The organism is Campylobacter concisus, assembly GCF_003049735.1.
Lineage (GTDB): Bacteria > Campylobacterota > Campylobacteria > Campylobacterales > Campylobacteraceae > Campylobacter_A > Campylobacter_A concisus_AN.
This window is the reverse complement of sequence record NZ_PIRM01000002.1, coordinates 245,391-261,451: the sequence shown is the minus strand read 5'-3', so window position 1 is coordinate 261,451 and position 16,061 is coordinate 245,391. Positions and strand designations below refer to the sequence as shown.

Below are 16,061 nucleotides of genomic sequence, written 5' to 3'. Positions count from 1 at the left end.
AGAATGTGATGTTAAATCCGGCAGAAACCGCTCAAGCGGTCTCAAGCTCTATGGAGCATAAGGCTCATATGCCGCTTACTAGTATTATCTTCCTTGCTATCATGGCTGGAGCTGCTATTGCTATGGGTGATATTTTTTGGGCTCACTCAACAGTTGGTATGGCTGAAAACCAGTCTATTGGTCTTTCAAATTTTATCGGCGGTATCACATTTAGCTGTGGTCTTATGATGGTTGTCTTTTATGGCGGACATCTTTTTACAAGCTCTGTTTTAAGTGGTGTTAGTGCGTATGAAGGAAAGCTAAAACTAGGTAAGACTATCGGATACTGGGCTATCGTTTGGATATTTAACTTCGTTGGCGGCGCATTGATCGCTTATATGTACTACTACTCAGGCTTGCCACTAAAGTATGATGGCTACATCTTGCAGCACTTTATACCAGCTGGTATTGGCAAGATCACAGCACCATTTCATGAGCTATTTATCCGCGGAATTTTTTGTAATGTCTTTGTTTGTATGTCTGTCTGGACTGCGACAAGTGAGAGCAATCTATCTGGTAAATTCTTTGCTATTATGTGGATGATCGGCGCATTTGTAGCTTGCTCTATGGAGCACTGCGTGGCGAATATGTTCATAATCACTGAAGCCATCATCTCAAAAGCTCACTATATAGCAGCAAACGGCGGAGATATCGCTGCTGCAGCTACAGCTTTAGGACATGGCATCACGGCTGAAAAACTAGAAGTTTTAAACTGGGGAAATTTCATCGGTAAAAACTTAGTTCCAGTTACACTTGGTAATATCTGTGGCGGACTTTTCTTTGTTGGTTTAGTTGGCTTTATGGCTAATAAATTCGATATGAAGAAAAAAGCTTAAAAATTTTTAGTCTTTGCTTCTTGGCAAAGACTAATCTTCTAAGGCTACTCTTTGCTAGCCATTATAAAAATTTTTGATTTTTAGTTTGTGTAACTTTCGAGCTTTTCGTAATCTATGATCAAAAACTCATGTGGCGTTATTTTTCTTATGATGTCGTTTTTTATAAGCTCATTAAAGGCAGTTGAAGCGCTTTGGCGTTTGAGCCCCACAAAGCTTGAGAGCACCTTTAGAGAAAATGGCAAAAATATGTAGTGATAGCCATTTTGTTTTAGATCCTGCTCCTTTGCAAGCTCGATCAAAAAATTTGCAATCCTACCTTTTGCATCTTCAAAAAGTATTGATTTTATGATCTGACGTTGCACGATAATGGCGTTTAACGCCGCTTTTAAAATTTCATCTACAACATTTACATTTGATAAAATTTCACTTATTTCGCTTAAGTTTATGGAGTAAATTTTTGCATCTTCTAAAATTTCAAAAGCGCAGTTATCATCAAGAACAGCAATGTTATTTGCTTCCAAACGGTAAAGGATAAATTCTTCCCCATCTTCAAAAAACGAAAGCTTTGCACAGCCGCTTTTTAAAATGATGATTTTGATCTCTTCTGCGTAGATGATGCTTGTTTTTGGAAGGTTTTTGTACTCAAATTTATCAAGCTCGGATTGAGTTAGGATATCTAAAATTTGTGTTTGCAAAAGACCTAGACGTGATTTTTTCATTTTTCTCCCAAAAATGTATAGAGCCTGATTTTACTTCACAAAGCATTTAAAGAAGTTGAAAAATATTGCTTTTAGTTTAAGAATTTCAATAATTTTTAAAAGTAGTATTAATTTTTTAATTTGGTTGCATAAATCGCAACCAAATTTTTAAAATCCATGAAGTTGTTTTAGCTTCTCATCGATTGGCTTTTTAAGCCCATCTTTTGTTACGCTTACGTAAGTTGCGGTAGCGCTTGTAACGTGTATAGTTTCTCTATATCCGCCCGGATTTAGCCTAAGAGCGGTTACTTCTATTTGCGTTGTTATCGATGTTTTGCCAACTGCAATGATCTTTGCGTAGCAGCTTAGCACATCGCCTACAAAGACTGGTTGCTTGAAAATGATCTCTTTCATAGAAATCGTCACAACGCGTTCAGGAGAAATTTCTCTAGCAGCCTGTGCACCAGCAAGGTCGATCTGGCTTAGTATCCAGCCACCAAAAATATTTCCAGCTGAGTTTGTGTCTTTTGGCAACATAACTTGTTTTATACGTGGCTCACCAAAATCCTTTAAAATATCCATTTTTTGCCTTTTAGATGTTAAAATTTTTGGTTGATTGTAGCAAATTTTAAGGCTTTATGCTAAAATCTTGCAACTTCAGGGGATGAAAAAATGAACGATTTTAAAAGATTAAATGAACTCACAAAAGAGCAGAAAAACAAGTTAAATGCTATTTATAAAAATTTAGACGATGATATCATAAGCGAAGCTGTTAAAATTTGTGGCCTTTCTGGCACACCAAGCGAGAAACTAGCTCTTGCAAGAAGGATAGTAGATCTTAAAGTAGATTCGCTTCAAAATGAGCTAAAAAAGCTAAATTTAGGCGAAGACGAGCAAAAACGAGTGCTAAATTTAATGTATGGCTACGTTAGAAATTTATATGAAAATCTGCACGCTAAGCTTTTAGAAAAGGCCAAAGAAGAGAAAATTTTAGATCCATTTAACCAAGCCTTTGTGCAGGCTATGCACGAGCTTGGACTTAGTCTAAATGCGTGGCAAATTTCATGGCAGGATCGTATTATCGACACCACAAATAAAGAGTTTGAGGCTAAATTTAAAGATCTAAGCCAGGCAAATGAGTTTATTACTAAAAACGGCTTATTTCAGTGTGACGCTAACTGCGTAAGGGCTGATAGAACGTATGGCGCGGTAGTAAAAGAAGGTGATAAATTTAGCTTTTTGCCTTATGCACTCGCTTTTAAGGATGAGGTTAGAGAGCTTAAAAGTGTTTTTGCTAAAAATCTTGAAATTTTAAGAAATTTAGCCCAAAATGACGAGCAAAAATCCTACGTAAAATACCTCGAAAAGCTACAAAGCGCCTTTTGTGAAGAGGATAATGCAAAGGTGATAAATGCTTGGCAAGAAGCCGAGATAGCGTGGATGGATGTAAAAGGCGCACTTCAGCCGGGCCATCCGCTAGAGTATTACGAGGATGCCTATACGCATGCAGTCGCACTTGAGTGGGACATCAGACTTGTTGATAGCGAGGGCATTGACGAGCTTAAATTTAAAGAAAAAGTGACAAAAACTTATAAGAGCGTTTGCGAAAAGATAAAATTTGATAACGCTGAGACAAACAGAGCAGTTAGTGAAAATATTGCTAGAACGCAGCTTTATATAAGCGTGCCGATGATCTATTACGGCGCGGAGCTAAACGGGCTTTTTAGTGCTCAAGTCGTGCCAAATGATGAGAGTGTGAGTGCAAAATGTGGTAAGAAAATTTTTGCCTTTGTAAATCACGTCTATGAGGGAGCAAAGGCAAAGCCTTTTATGAAGCTTGGGGCTGAAATTTTTAGCAAGGAATTTTTGGATTTTGGTAGGGAAATTTTATTTTTAAAGCCAAAAATTTGGAAAAAAGTCTATGAAATTTCAACGATCGGCCATGAGTTTGGACACATCCTCTTTATCGGGCTTGATACTGAGATGATGATGAATAAAAGTGGCGTCTTTAAATTTATAGAAGAGTATAAGGCGACGACTGGTGGGTTAGTAAATTTTTTCTTGCACGAAGAGGCGGAGTATAAAATGGCCGTTTTTCATGAGCTAATAGCTCGTGCTGTTGGGCTTATCGCGTGGCGAAAGGTCGATGAGGTGAGGGCTTATTACTGCGAGGGACTCATACATCTTAGCTTGCTTTTTAGAGCTGGAGTGCTTAAATTTGATGGCAAACTAAGCGTGGATATGAGCGAGCAAGCTTACGCTAAATTTAAAGAAATTTGCTTAGAGAACTACTTTAACCTAGCACAAATATACGCTGAAAAAGTTGATGCGAGCACATTTTTGGAGAAATTTTGCCAAAAAGATGAACTAAGCTATCTGCCAAAAGATGAAGAGTGCAAGAAATTTGTTGAGCATTTTTACGCTAGATACGAAGCTATCGGCAACGACGTCGATGAAAGTGGCGAGTGGCAAAGATGGCAAAGCTTAGCCAAAAAGGCAGAGAAAGATAGATAAAGACGGAACATGATAAGTAAAATAAGCAACGAAAATCAAGTATCTTTTGTATTTATGTTGATACTTTTTTGTGTATATGTTGTTAGTTATTTTATTGCTAGTGGTTTTTATGAAGACATAATTACTACTCTATTTGATTTTATGATCACATTATTTATCTTTTTAAAGCTAAAAGAGACAAGAAATTTAAAAACATATTGGATATATATATTACTAGGCCTTACTTGTTGGGTAGCATCAGACACTATGTGGATGCTATATGATAAGGTTGATTTTCTTAAACAATTTCTTTCTAAAGTCAATTTTATACAAATCTCATACGTAGTCTCATATTTTATGTTTGCATTTTCTGCTTTTTATATTTTGATTAAAAATTTGAAAAATTTATTTTTAATGCAAGTATTTGTGGACTCAGTTTCTATTTCCGCAATATATTTTAGCTTTATGTGGTTTATGATTTTTAATAGAAATTTAACTCAAGTCTTAAGCCAAAAAGATTTTTTTAATCTAAGTTACATTGCCATAGATTTATTTATGTTTTGTACTTCATTTATTGCATTTTTTTCACTCAGATTTTCAAAAAGAAGGCTATCTATACTTTTATGCTTGATAGCGCTTATTGCAATAAGCACTTATGATGTTTTTACCACTACAATGGATTTTTGGATAGATGAAATATCCTTTTTTGGATACGACATTGTATTTAAGAGTTCATTTTTTATGTTGTTTGTTGCTGCGCTTCATTTAAGAGAGGGCGAGGCAAATCTAAAATTTAGGGCACTCAGAAACGATTTTGATAAAATTTTAATACAAAAGCTATTTGTTTTTGCCGCATTTTTGACAATTATGATCTTGTACTCTTGGAAGATAAATTTGACATGGTTATTTTCTATTTTAGTTACTTTGCTTGCATACGGGGCATTATCTTATACATTTTCTAACGTTAGAAAGATGGATATTTTAATTAAACGTGAAATACATATCAAAAAAGTGTTAAATAATCAGATAGAAAGTAAAGTAAAAGAGCTTGAAGAGACAAATAGGCACCTACAAAGGATCAGTAAATATGATTATCTAACGAATGCTCTAAATCGCCAGTATTTTATCGCAAGGCTTGAAGAGATGATAAAGTCAAAGGCACTTGGCGAAAAGATAGATATTTATAGTATTGACATAAACCATTTTAAAGCGATAAATGACTCATATGGGCATTATATAGGCGATGATGTAATAGCAAAGTTTGCTTCAAATATTGAGTCAATATTGCCACCAAACGATTCCTTATTTGCAAGATCTGGCGGAGATGACTTTATCGTTGTTGTCAAGCAAAATGAAGACATTCATTGCAGGGAATTTTTACATTATCTACTAAAAGCTATTTCAGAGCCAATCGTTATAGATGATTATAAAATTGTACTTGATGCGAAAATAGGGATTAGTTCGACACAAACTAGTGAAATTTTGGCTGATGATTTTATCATGCAATCAGAAGCAGCACTAGAAGCAGCAAAAAAAGATACATCTGAAAAGTACGTTTTTTATAGTGATATAAAAAGCATGATTCAGGATAGAAACTACATAGAAATATTGCTAAATAGTATAAGCTTTGATGAAGAATTTGAGCTAAAATTTCAGCCCCAGTATCTAATAGAAGGTAAAAAAATAGTAGGAGCAGAGGCTCTTGTTAGGTGGAACTCTCCTATAAAAGGTCCAGTGGATCAATCAAAATTTATCCCAATAGCCGAACAAAGCTCTATTATCAATGCGATAGGAAAATGGGTGGCAAAAAATGCTATAAAACAAATGGCCTTTTGGAATGAGAAATATAATACAAACCTAAAAATAGGTATAAATATCTCACCAAAACAGATTGATAATATAAATTTTGCATCTAAATTTTTAAGCTATATAGATAGATACGGCATCGATCCATCTTGTGTAGATGTTGAGATCACTGAGGCTAGTCTTGTCAATGCTGAAGAGATGATGCAAAGTGTGTTATCTGAGCTTTCTAATAGAGGAATTTGCATCTCCATAGATGATTTTGGTACCGGTTTTTCATCGATGAATTATATCAAAAAATATCCTATGAGTCGCCTAAAGATCGCTAAAGAGCTGATAGATAATATTGCTAAAAATGATATAGATAAAGATGTGGTAAAAAGCGTTATAGTTTTGGCCAAAAATGTGGAGCTAAAGATTATCGCTGAAGGCGTCGAAGATGAAACCCAGCTTGAAATTTTAAGAGAGCTTGGATGCGATGAGGTGCAAGGGTATCTTTGGGGCAAGCCAATGAGTGCAGAGGATTTTGAAAAGCTTATAATAAGCGCTATTTAAGCACACTCTTTGCGCTAAAATTTTCAAATTTTAAAATATCTTTATGGCAAAGTTTAGCCAGCTCATTTATCATTTTTGAGCTAGCTTCATCTTTTGGGATTATTAGATGAATTTTTTCTTCTAAAAAAATGATAAAAATATTTTTGAGCTCATAAATTTCACTAACTTCATTTAGGTCAAATTTTTCATTTTCTTTGGGTTCGCCTTCATAGTAAGCCAGAAATTTCTCATTTACTTCAAAATTCATTTGCTTTTGAGTATCTGAAATTTCAATTCTTTTTAATGCAGCTATGCGACTTCTTTTTAAAAAAATAGGATAAAAAATGATCCAAAATATAGCAAAAATGGCTCCGATAATAGTAAAAATTTTACTTTTTAATAGCATATCTACAACAAAACCAGCTATGATCGCTTCAGTAAATATCATAAAAGTGTTTATAAAATACTGCTTTCTTGCTGCCTTTGAAAAAAATAATATAAAAGATTTATAATCTATTAAATTTTGTCCATTTATGACGATATTGCACTTCATAAGATACCTTTGTGAATTTTAAAATTTTTGGGAAATTATAACCAAAAGCAAAGTCAATTTTTGTATAATTTGGACTATTTCTTAGGAGAGGGACACTATTTTTTTATTATCAAAATCATCTATAACTGGCATGCGAAAATGGATCTTAGTTGCAGTTGTAGCACTATTCGTATTTGCACTATTAGCATCTTTAATAGACTATAATCTAATTGGAAAAATTTCTATTTTGCTTGGTTTCTTTATAGTAACTTTTGGCATTTATACTTCAATGGATAAAGTAAAAACCAAAATAACGCATTGGCTTGCAATATGTTTTGGTGTTTTTTTATGGTCTATTTGCGATGCATTAATGGTGTTAAATCAAGACGTGCTATTGCGAGCTCATAGTTCTTATGCATATCTTGATGTGTTTTTTATGTTGCCGATGATATCTATTTTAGCTGGCGTTAGTATATTTTTGTATTCAAAATTTGCAGCCAGTCAAGAAAAATTAGCCATCATTATGGATAGCATAAGTGTCTTTTTTTTAATAGTAATTTTAATATATGGTATTTTTGATGAAGTAGATATCTTATCGATGATAAATAATAGATCAAATATCGTTTTTCTCTCTATTGTAGCCATAAATTTTCTTATACTTTTTATTACTTTAAGTGAGATTTTTACAAGCAGGTTGCTTCATATAAAAATTAGTGGCTTTTACCTTATATCAGCTAGCATTTTATTTACGATGCTAAATTTATTTATTTTTTATAGTCAGATCTCAAATGTAAATTTTGGCCATAAAATAGATTTTTTATATATCGTTCCTTTCTTCTTCTTGATGATAGGAGCTTTTCATTTAAAAGCTAAAAACGAATATGTTACAAATACCGATAAAGATATCTCAATAGGATCAAAATGGCTACCAATAATAATAGTTTTACCTTTGCTATTACAGGAAGATTTAACATCTTTTAGTGCACTCATCTCACTTTTTGTTTTAGTTGTAAATGCTATTGTTAATTACTATGTTAAAAGCTCTATTGCAAGCAGAAAAATATTAGATTATGAGAGAAATCTTCATAGAGAGATGGAAAAGTCGATGCATGAGCGGACCAATGAACTTATGCTCGCAAATTTAAGGCTTCAAGATATGTCTGAGAAAGACTATCTAACAGACCTTGGCAATAGAAATTTTATAGTAAATGAGCTTGAAAGAATGTGCAAAAGCATCTCTGAAGATGAGGAAATCGCAGTTTATTATATAAATTTAAGCCGTTTTAAAAGCATAAATACATCTTATGGACATGAAATAGGCGATAGAATTTTAAAATTAGTTGCAAAAAGGATACTTGAAGTTTGCAATAGACAAGAAGCCATAGCAAGGATTAGTGCGGACGAATTTATCGTACTAGCAAAAATGGAGATAAATAGTCATACAAAACGCTTAAATCTTGGTATTGCCTTAAAAGACGCTATTGAAAAGCCAATTCAAATAGATAGATATCACTTTGGGCTTAAGTGTATAATAGGCATAGACGTAGCAACAAAAAATAGCTCGTCAAATCCAAGAAATATTATAAAAAATGCAGATATGGCAATGTATTACGCCAAGAAAAATCCAGCTTTAAATCCTATGGTTTATAGCGATAAAATTAGCAATGAAATGCACTTAAGCTCAAGCATCGAGATCGCGCTTAAAAAAGCTAATTTGCAAGAAGACCTTCATGTGTATTTTCAACCAATATTTGATCTAAAAATCGAAAAAATGATCTACGCAGAGGTTTTTTTATATTGGAAATCAGAAAAATTTGGCTTGATGGAAGCAAGCAAATTTATGAAAGAGGTCAATGTAAATAGTGATATCTTAAACGATATTTGCTCACTTCTAGTTTCAAAGACCATAGAGTATGTAGATAGATGGCAAAAAGAAAAACTCTTGATACCAAAAATAAGTATAAATGTTGCACAGATTCAAAGTAAATCAGAAAAATTTGTTTTAGACTTTATTTCTAGCTTACGCTCTCGTCATATAAATCCAGAACTTCTTGAAATAGAATTTGGCGAAGAAATATGGACAAATAATACTAAGACACTTGATAAAATTTTTTCTATTCTTAAAGAAAATAATATAGACGTTTGTATAGATAATTTTGGCTCTGGATATACTTCATTTATTTATATTAGAAAATACGATGTTAAGCGTATAAAAATAGCAAGTGAATTTGTTGCTCAAGCATCAAATAGCAAAATAGATGCACAAATCGTATCTGCAATTATCGATTTAGCAAAGGCAATGAAGATAAAAGTTGGTGCAAAAGGCATAGAAAAAGAAGAAGACATTCGTTTTTTAAAAGAGCTTGATTGTAATGAAGTGCAAGGACTTTTCTTATCTCGTCCTATGAGTGCAGAAGAATTTGAAGACCTTGTAAGACAAGATCCTCAAATGATAGCTAGAGTTTAAATTTCAGCCTTTATCTCTTCGTTTGATTTTACGACCATGCCTGAGCCATGGATCACGCTTGGAACACAACTGGTGCAGATATCAACTTCTTCGCCATTTTTATGAGCGTGGATAAAAACTGCATTTGTATCATCACTGCTTTTTAGTCCGCAAACATTGCAAACCACTAGATCTTTTTCTCTCATTTTTTCTCCTTTGAAATTTTTGCTTATTTTAGCTCCTAAATTTTATACATAAAATGATTTAAGTCAAGCTTGCCTCGTGGCATTTAATAATTTTTTGTTATAATCCTTTAAAATTTTTTAAAGGCCTAAAATGAATGAAAGAACGATTATTTTAGAGATGTTAAAGATGCAGCAAAGCCTAAATGATGAGACGAATGGGCTTGGCTGGGAAAATGGTTATACTAATAAAAATAAATTAATCAGCTGGAGGCGCTGCATATATATGGAGTGCGCTGAGCTAATCGATAGCTTTGCATGGAAGCACTGGAAGAGCATTGATGCAAAGACTGATGAGCAAAATTTACGCATAGAAGTTGTTGATATTTGGCACTTTATAATGAGTCTGGCTTTGCAAATTTATAAATCAAAACAGCTTGGAGACATAGAAACTTTAGCTGATGATATTTGTCAGTCAAGCGGATTTAGTGAGTTTTGCAAAGAGCCACTAAAGATCGAAGACGAGAGCATTTATGAGATAATGAATGATGTTGAGATGCTTATACATGAGTGCAGCGGGTTTGACTACGATATATTTGATATTTTAAAAATTTACTTCTCTATGTCTTTAAAATGTGGCGTAAATTTATACTCACTTTATGAGTGCTATATCGCTAAAAACGTGCTAAATCGCTTCCGTCAAAATAATGGCTACAAAGAAGGTAGTTATAAGAAAAATTGGAACGGACGCGAAGATAACGAAGTGATGAGTGAAATTTTGTCAAATGGCGTTAGTAAGATAGGTGAAATTTACGCAGCACTTGAGCATGAATATAAAAAGGTGAAATGATAAACCTTCTTCGCCTTGGTTTTAAAGATTTTTTTACAGCCAAATTTATAGTGCTATCCATCTTGCCACTTTGCCTTAGCATTTTTAGTCTTGCGTGGCTTACTATCTGGGGTGGCGGTGAGATTTTTGACCTTTTAAGTGATGGCTCAAAAAACGAAAATTTTACCTTTTTAGAGCCAAACTCGGCGCTCTCTTTTATCGCTATTAAAATTTTAAGCTTTAGCACCACAAAATGGATAGTTAGTATACTTTTTTATATTCTGAGCACCTTTTTAACGATCATTGTTAGCATCGTGATTGCTCTAATCGTAGCTGGCTTTTTAACGCCGGTTGTGGCTAAAGAGATAAACAAAAGGCACTACAACTACGTGCTTAAAAGCGAGGTTAGCACGGCTAGAGTGCTAAAGGTGATGATGATTGAGATCATGAAATTTCTTGGGATATTGCTCGTTTGCCTACCGCTTTTATTTGTGCCAGTCTTAAATTTTTTCATCATAAATGTGCCGTTTTTTTATATCTACTATAAACTTTTACTGATAGACGTTGGCTCAAATACTCTTGATAGTGATAAATTTGAGCTAGCACTACTTGAAGGTGGCGGGATAAAATTTATAATTTTTACACTTTTGTTTTATCTCATCTCGCTTGTACCGCTTGTGGGACTATTTTTTCAGCTTTATTTTGTGATAGTCTTATCGCACCTCTTTTTTGAGAGAGAGGCGCTTATAAAAATTTAGAGCCAGAAGGCCCTAAATTTACGCATAGTAAGATACTTTGTTGCTCTCATTAAGTAATGTGTCAAATAGCCTTTTTGTGGCACTTAGTAGATTTTTGTTTGCATCATTTTTAGCCAGAAGCTCGTCAAACATCTTTAGCATATTGTCATTTATAAAATTTTTGTGATTTAGATCTTTTGCGGTAGGCAACATTTGCTTGATCTTGTTTGAAAGATCACTTATGCTTTGGCTGCTACCAGCGATCTTGTCGCCCTCTTTGACGTTTTTCATAAATTCATCAACCTGTGGGCGAATTTGCTTCATCGCCTCTTCGATCTCTTTCATATCTTGCTCGTCTATGCCGTTTCCTTTATATAAAAACTCATAGCCGTATTCGCGCATGAGAGTAAGACTTCTTTGGCTTGAAGTACCATTTTTCTGGCTTGAAAACTCCAAACTTTTGTTGTCATACATCGAAAAGCTTATCTCATCGCCTGAGCTAGTCTTCATCGAAAAGCTCATGTTGTTGTAGCTTCCTTGAGAGTAAAAATTTGTTTGCATTTTTAAATCCTTTTGAGGCTAAATCGGCAAAATTTTAATTTCATAAAGCAAAATTTTGTAAAATGCGTCAAAAAAGGACGGGCGATGTGTTGTTTTGGGACTAGGATCTTTTTGCTTATGCTTATCACTGTTTTAAGCTTTGGCTTTGCTAGGCTCTACCCAGTTTTACCAGTCGTTGGTTACTACTTGATACTTGCAAATTTGCTCTCAATTTTGATGTTTTCACTATTTTTTAAAGGGCTTTTGCCAAGCTTTGTAAAGGTTAATGCGATCCACTATTTTTCGCTAATCGGCGGCTTTTTAGGAGCATTTTTAATGATGCTTGTTTTTAAAAAAGTTGCAAAAGATAAATTTACTCTAATAGAGCTTATTATTTTTATGCTTTGGGTGCTAATAATCGCCATAGTCATCTTTAAATTTCAAGCCATTCTTGACATTTTTAGGGGAATTTAGATGGATGAGAGGATAGTTAAATTTCTAAAAAAGATGCACCTTGCAAGTGTCTGCGCCATCGATGATGAGGGGCAGCCTTATGCTTTTAGCGCATTTTACGCCTTTGATGAGCTAAGCTTTTGCCTTTTGCTGGCTAGCTCTGACGAGAGCTCACATATCAAATTTTTAAAAAACTCAAAGCTCGTTGCTGGCACAGTTGCTCTTGATACGAAGATCGTTGGCAAGATAGAGGGCGTACAGTTTCAAGGAGTGATGAGCGAGGCTAGCGCAAGTGAGCGAGAAATTTACTTTAAAAGATTTTTTTATGCAAAAGCAATGGATCCAAAAATTTGGTGCATAAATCTTGAAAAGCTTAAATTTACGAGCAATGTTCTTGGTTTTGGCAAAAAGATAAAGTGGGAAAGAAACGATAAAATTTAGACGTTAAGCTTATATAAGCTACAATCGTTGAAAAATTAGAAAAAAATAAGGAGAATCTATGAAATTTAGCGGAAAAAACGTGCTAATAACAGGCGCAAGTAGAGGTATCGGCGCACAGATCGCAAAGACGCTTGCAAATATGGGCTTAAAAGTGTGGATAAACTACCGCTCAAAGCCTGAGATAGCAGACGCTTTGCAGGCTGAGATCGAGCAAAATGGTGGCAAGGCTGCAGTAATAAAATTTGACGCAACTGACGAAGATGAGTTTATAAAAGGTATAAATTTGATAGTTGATAGTGATGGTGAGCTAAGCTATCTCGTAAATAACGCTGGCATCACAAATGACAAGCTAGCGCTTCGTATGAAAACTAGCGAATTTACAGATGTAATAAATGCAAATTTAACTTCAGCTTTTATAGGATGCAGAGAGGCTTTAAAAGTGATGAGTAAAAAGCGCTTTGGAGCGGTCGTAAATGTCGCATCTATCGTTGGTGAGATGGGAAATGCTGGACAGGTGAATTATTCAGCCAGCAAGGGCGGACTAATCGCCATGAGTAAGAGCTTTGCAAAAGAGGGCGCAAGTAGAAATATCCGCTTTAACAGCGTAACTCCGGGCTTTATCGAGACTGATATGACACATGGGCTAAGCGATGAGGTGAAAAAAACTTATAGCGATAACATCCCGCTAAAACGTTTCGGTAGCGCTAGTGAGGTGGCTGAGGCAGTAGCGTTTTTACTAAGTGATCACGCAAGCTACGTAACTGGAGAGACACTTAAAATAAATGGCGGACTTTATATGTAGGTAAATTTCAGACAAGTTTTGAAATTTAAAATAAATAAAAGCGTAAATATTATAAGATAACAGACATTTTTTATAAGGAGACCTTAAAATGGCAGTATTTGAAGACGTAAGAGACGTAGTTGTAGAGCAACTAAGTGTAGATCCACAAGCAGTAAAATTAGAGTCTAAAATCATTGAGGATTTAGGCGCTGATTCACTTGACGTTGTAGAGCTAGTTATGGCTTTAGAAGAGAAATTTGAAGTAGAAATTCCTGATAGCGAAGCAGAGAAATTAATAAGCATTCAAGACGTTGTAAATTATATAGAAAAACTAGGCAAATAATTTAAATTTGCACAGTTTGATTTAAGGAGATGTATTGAAACGAGTCGTTGTAACTGGTATAGGCATGATAAACGCACTTGGTCTTGACAAAGAGAGCTCTTTTAAGGCTATTTGCGAGGGTAAAACAGGTGTGAAAGAGATCACAAGCTTTGATGTAAGTGACTTTCCTGTTAAAATTGCTGCCGAAATAACTGATTTTGATCCAAATAGCATTTTAGACGGCAAAGAGGTGAAAAAAGTAGATCGTTTCATACAGCTTGGCATAAAAGCATCTAATGAAGCTATGGCTGATGCAAATTTTAAAGAGTTTGATGCTCATAAATTTGGCGTTAGTTCAGCAGCTGGCATAGGCGGTTTGCCAAATATTGAGAAAAACTCGATTACATATTTTGAAAAAGGTGTAAAGAGAATTTCACCATTTTTCATTCCATCTGCACTTGTAAATATGCTAGGTGGTATAGTTTCTATAAATCACGGACTTAAGGGTCCAAATTTGTCTAGTGTAACAGCATGTGCAGCAAGCACTCATGCGATATCGCAAGCTGTAAAATGCATTATGATTGGTCAAGCTACAAATATGCTAGTTATCGGCGCTGAGTCTACTATTTGTGGTGTAGGTATAGGCGGCTTTGCAGCAATGAAAGCTCTCTCAACTAGAAATGATGAGCCAAGTAAGGCATCAAGGCCATTTGACGCAAATCGTGATGGTTTTGTAATGGGTGAAGGAGCCGGTGCGCTTGTACTTGAAGAGTATGAGTCAGCTATTGCAAGAGGTGCTAAAATTTATGCTGAAGTAGTTGGATTTGGCGAGAGTGGAGATGCTCATCATATCACGTCACCAACACTTGAAGGTCCATTAAGTGCGATGAAACAAGCACTTGATATGGCAAAAGGTGTAAAGATAGATTATGTCAATGCACATGGTACTTCAACACCTGTAAATGACAAGAATGAAACTGCGGCGTTAAAAGCAGTTTTTGGTGACAAATGTCCACCAGTTAGCTCAACAAAAGGTCAAACTGGACACTGCCTAGGTGGTGCTGGTGCGATCGAGGCTGTTATATCTATAATGGCAATGAGAGACGGCATTATCCCTCCAACAATAAACTACGAAACTCCTGATCCAGAGTGTGATCTAGACTATGTTCCAAATAAAGCTAGAAAAGCTGATATAAAGGCTGTTATGAGCAATTCGTTTGGCTTTGGCGGCACGAATGGCGTCGTGATATTTAAAAAGTTGGATTAAGATGTCAAATTATTTAGATTTTGAAAAAAGCATAAAGCAAATTGATGAAGATATAGCAAATGCTAAGATCAGAGGCGATGAACATGCTGTTGAAATTTTAAATAAGAATTTATCTAAAGAGATATCAAAAATATATAAAAATTTAAACGAATATCAACGTTTGCAACTTGCTCGTCATCCAGATAGACCATATTCTATTGATTATATTAATGCGTTTTTGATTGATGGATATGAGATTCATGGAGATAGAGCATTTAGAGATGATCCAGCGATAGTTTGCTACATCGGCTATATCGGAGGCAAAAAGACTGTCGTTATAGGCGAGCAAAAAGGCCGTGGCACTAAAAATAAATTAAGAAGAAATTTTGGTATGCCTCATCCTGAGGGTTATCGCAAAGCTCTTAGAGTTGCAAAAATGGCTGAAAAATTTAATTTACCTATTTTATTTCTCATAGATACTCCAGGAGCATATCCAGGCGTTGGAGCTGAAGAGCGAGGACAAAGTGAAGCCATAGCTAGAAATTTATTCGAGTTTGCAAATTTAAAAACTCCAATAATTGCTGTTGTTATTGGCGAAGGTGGAAGTGGTGGCGCATTAGCTATAGGCGTGGCTGATAGACTCGCTATGATGAAAAACTCCGTTTTTTCAGTTATCTCTCCAGAAGGCTGTGCGGCAATACTTTGGAATGACCCAGCTAAACAGGAACAAGCTACAAAATCTATGAAAATAACAGCTGATGATTTAAAAAGTCTATCGCTGATTGATGCTGTTATAGATGAGCCGATAAATGGAGCCCATAGAGATAAAGATGGTGCTGCAAAAGCACTTGCAAATTATTTTATCTCAGAGCTAGCTGAGCTTGAAAAGTTTGATATAAATGATCTTGTAGCAAAAAGAATAGAAAAAATTCTCTCTATCGGAGCATTTGAAGAATAAATTTATAGTCACAACAATTTTATAAGAATACTTATCAAATTTGTTTGTGGCATCATCTACTGCAATACTAAAACAATTTAAAAATCTATATAAATTTAATCGATTTAACAACCATGATTTTACACTAGCTTTTTTATCTTTAAGATTTAAACACTAAAATTGTTAATGTCAAATCTACATAAAGAGTATTA

Annotated in this window: 17 protein-coding genes; 12 read left to right on the top strand and 5 right to left on the bottom strand. The window is 34.7% G+C overall.

Annotation, left to right across the window (positions count from 1 at the left end; translation table 11 throughout):
* The first annotated feature begins 8 nt into the window (after positions 1 to 8).
* Complete coding sequence (locus CVS97_RS05580; RefSeq protein ID WP_107785378.1) at positions 9 to 875, top strand: formate/nitrite transporter family protein; 867 nt, start codon at positions 9 to 11, stop codon at positions 873 to 875.
* 80 nt (positions 876 to 955) lie between these two features.
* Here CVS97_RS05580 and CVS97_RS05575 read toward each other — a convergent pair whose 3' ends face one another.
* Together CVS97_RS05575 and CVS97_RS05570 are read right to left on the bottom strand one after the other, a co-directional pair.
* Positions 956 to 1,594 carry a Crp/Fnr family transcriptional regulator gene (locus CVS97_RS05575; protein WP_107696032.1) on the bottom strand — a complete coding sequence of 213 codons (639 nt, stop codon included), beginning with the start codon at positions 1,592 to 1,594 and terminating at the stop codon, positions 956 to 958.
* Positions 1,595 to 1,741: 147 nt separating this feature from the next.
* The gene (locus CVS97_RS05570; protein ID WP_107785377.1) at positions 1,742 to 2,155 is read right to left on the bottom strand and encodes an acyl-CoA thioesterase; all 414 of its coding nucleotides are present in this window, start codon (positions 2,153 to 2,155) and stop codon (positions 1,742 to 1,744) included.
* Positions 2,156 to 2,245: 90 nt separating this feature from the next.
* On the opposite strand from CVS97_RS05570, the gene ciaB reads away from it, so the two are divergent.
* Both ciaB and CVS97_RS05560 read left to right on the top strand, forming a co-directional pair.
* Positions 2,246 to 4,087, top strand: coding sequence for an invasion protein CiaB (gene ciaB / locus CVS97_RS05565; RefSeq protein WP_107785376.1), 1,842 nt, complete (start codon positions 2,246 to 2,248; stop codon positions 4,085 to 4,087).
* A 720-nt stretch (positions 4,088 to 4,807) separates the two neighbouring features.
* Positions 4,808 to 6,424 carry a putative bifunctional diguanylate cyclase/phosphodiesterase gene (locus tag CVS97_RS05560; protein ID WP_234401447.1) on the top strand — a complete coding sequence of 539 codons (1,617 nt, stop codon included), beginning with the start codon at positions 4,808 to 4,810 and terminating at the stop codon, positions 6,422 to 6,424.
* Here CVS97_RS05560 and CVS97_RS05555 read toward each other — a convergent pair.
* Positions 6,417 to 6,956 (bottom strand): hypothetical protein, encoded by a 540-nt coding sequence (locus CVS97_RS05555; protein WP_107785374.1) that lies wholly within the window; start codon positions 6,954 to 6,956, stop codon positions 6,417 to 6,419. The two genes, CVS97_RS05560 and CVS97_RS05555, sit on opposite strands and share 8 nt — an antisense overlap.
* Before the next feature lie 367 nt (positions 6,957 to 7,323).
* Here CVS97_RS05555 and CVS97_RS05550 point away from each other — a divergent pair, with 367 nt between their 5' ends.
* The gene (locus CVS97_RS05550; protein WP_234401885.1) at positions 7,324 to 9,402 is read left to right on the top strand and encodes an EAL domain-containing protein; all 2,079 of its coding nucleotides are present in this window, start codon (positions 7,324 to 7,326) and stop codon (positions 9,400 to 9,402) included.
* Here CVS97_RS05550 and CVS97_RS05545 read toward each other — a convergent pair.
* Entirely contained in the window at positions 9,399 to 9,587 is a 189-nt protein-coding gene (locus CVS97_RS05545; protein ID WP_021091806.1) for a hypothetical protein, read from the bottom strand. The two genes, CVS97_RS05550 and CVS97_RS05545, sit on opposite strands and share 4 nt — an antisense overlap.
* A 130-nt stretch (positions 9,588 to 9,717) precedes the next feature.
* Between CVS97_RS05545 and CVS97_RS05540 the strand changes: the two genes are divergently transcribed.
* Positions 9,718 to 10,413: a dUTP diphosphatase gene (locus CVS97_RS05540; protein ID WP_084041937.1), complete on the top strand. Its 696-nt coding sequence runs from the start codon at positions 9,718 to 9,720 to the stop codon at positions 10,411 to 10,413.
* Positions 10,410 to 11,150, top strand: a complete 741-nt coding sequence (locus CVS97_RS05535; protein WP_107785373.1) for an EI24 domain-containing protein — start codon at positions 10,410 to 10,412, stop codon at positions 11,148 to 11,150. The genes CVS97_RS05540 and CVS97_RS05535 overlap by 4 nt, the downstream gene beginning before the upstream one ends.
* A gap of 18 nt (positions 11,151 to 11,168) precedes the next feature.
* Here the strand turns inward: CVS97_RS05535 and CVS97_RS05530 are convergent, their stop codons facing one another.
* Entirely contained in the window at positions 11,169 to 11,690 is a 522-nt protein-coding gene (locus CVS97_RS05530) for an ATP/GTP-binding protein (protein ID WP_107785372.1), read from the bottom strand.
* Positions 11,691 to 11,774: 84 nt separating this feature from the next.
* Between CVS97_RS05530 and CVS97_RS05525 the strand changes: the two genes are divergently transcribed.
* The 6 genes from CVS97_RS05525 to accA all read left to right on the top strand — a co-directional run bounded on the left by CVS97_RS05525 (position 11,775) and on the right by accA (position 15,870).
* Positions 11,775 to 12,143 (top strand): L-arabinose ABC transporter, encoded by a 369-nt coding sequence (locus CVS97_RS05525; RefSeq protein ID WP_234401424.1) that lies wholly within the window; start codon positions 11,775 to 11,777, stop codon positions 12,141 to 12,143.
* On the top strand, positions 12,144 to 12,563 hold the full coding sequence (locus tag CVS97_RS05520; protein WP_107785371.1) for a hypothetical protein: 420 nt from the start codon (positions 12,144 to 12,146) through the stop codon (positions 12,561 to 12,563). It abuts the gene before it with no gap.
* 58 nt (positions 12,564 to 12,621) lie between these two features.
* The gene (gene fabG, locus CVS97_RS05515) at positions 12,622 to 13,365 is read left to right on the top strand and encodes a 3-oxoacyl-ACP reductase FabG (RefSeq protein ID WP_021083753.1); all 744 of its coding nucleotides are present in this window, start codon (positions 12,622 to 12,624) and stop codon (positions 13,363 to 13,365) included.
* Positions 13,366 to 13,453: 88 nt separating this feature from the next.
* Positions 13,454 to 13,687 carry an acyl carrier protein gene (gene acpP / locus CVS97_RS05510; protein ID WP_021091725.1) on the top strand — a complete coding sequence of 78 codons (234 nt, stop codon included), beginning with the start codon at positions 13,454 to 13,456 and terminating at the stop codon, positions 13,685 to 13,687.
* 34 nt (positions 13,688 to 13,721) lie between these two features.
* Entirely contained in the window at positions 13,722 to 14,933 is a 1,212-nt protein-coding gene (locus CVS97_RS05505) for a beta-ketoacyl-ACP synthase II (RefSeq protein ID WP_103583101.1), read from the top strand.
* 1 nt (position 14,934) lies between these two features.
* Positions 14,935 to 15,870: an acetyl-CoA carboxylase carboxyl transferase subunit alpha gene (gene accA / locus CVS97_RS05500; protein ID WP_107785370.1), complete on the top strand. Its 936-nt coding sequence runs from the start codon at positions 14,935 to 14,937 to the stop codon at positions 15,868 to 15,870.
* The last annotated feature ends 191 nt before the right edge of the window (positions 15,871 to 16,061 follow it).

Bases quoted from the DNA above. Each gene is read 5' to 3' on its own strand.
- CVS97_RS05580 (WP_107785378.1), top strand. From the start codon at position 9: ATGTTAAATCCGGCAGAAACCGCTCAAGCGGTCTCAAGCTCTATGGAG.
- CVS97_RS05575 (WP_107696032.1), bottom strand. From the start codon at position 1,594: ATGAAAAAATCACGTCTAGGTCTTTTGCAAACACAAATTTTAGATATC.
- CVS97_RS05570 (WP_107785377.1), bottom strand. From the start codon at position 2,155: ATGGATATTTTAAAGGATTTTGGTGAGCCACGTATAAAACAAGTTATG.
- ciaB (WP_107785376.1), top strand. From the start codon at position 2,246: ATGAACGATTTTAAAAGATTAAATGAACTCACAAAAGAGCAGAAAAAC.
- CVS97_RS05560 (WP_234401447.1), top strand. From the start codon at position 4,808: ATGTTGTTTGTTGCTGCGCTTCATTTAAGAGAGGGCGAGGCAAATCTA.
- CVS97_RS05555 (WP_107785374.1), bottom strand. From the start codon at position 6,956: ATGAAGTGCAATATCGTCATAAATGGACAAAATTTAATAGATTATAAA.
- CVS97_RS05545 (WP_021091806.1), bottom strand. From the start codon at position 9,587: ATGAGAGAAAAAGATCTAGTGGTTTGCAATGTTTGCGGACTAAAAAGC.
- CVS97_RS05540 (WP_084041937.1), top strand. From the start codon at position 9,718: ATGAATGAAAGAACGATTATTTTAGAGATGTTAAAGATGCAGCAAAGC.
- CVS97_RS05535 (WP_107785373.1), top strand. From the start codon at position 10,410: ATGATAAACCTTCTTCGCCTTGGTTTTAAAGATTTTTTTACAGCCAAA.
- CVS97_RS05530 (WP_107785372.1), bottom strand. From the start codon at position 11,690: ATGCAAACAAATTTTTACTCTCAAGGAAGCTACAACAACATGAGCTTT.
- CVS97_RS05525 (WP_234401424.1), top strand. From the start codon at position 11,775: ATGTGTTGTTTTGGGACTAGGATCTTTTTGCTTATGCTTATCACTGTT.
- CVS97_RS05520 (WP_107785371.1), top strand. From the start codon at position 12,144: ATGGATGAGAGGATAGTTAAATTTCTAAAAAAGATGCACCTTGCAAGT.
- fabG (WP_021083753.1), top strand. From the start codon at position 12,622: ATGAAATTTAGCGGAAAAAACGTGCTAATAACAGGCGCAAGTAGAGGT.
- acpP (WP_021091725.1), top strand. From the start codon at position 13,454: ATGGCAGTATTTGAAGACGTAAGAGACGTAGTTGTAGAGCAACTAAGT.
- accA (WP_107785370.1), top strand. From the start codon at position 14,935: ATGTCAAATTATTTAGATTTTGAAAAAAGCATAAAGCAAATTGATGAA.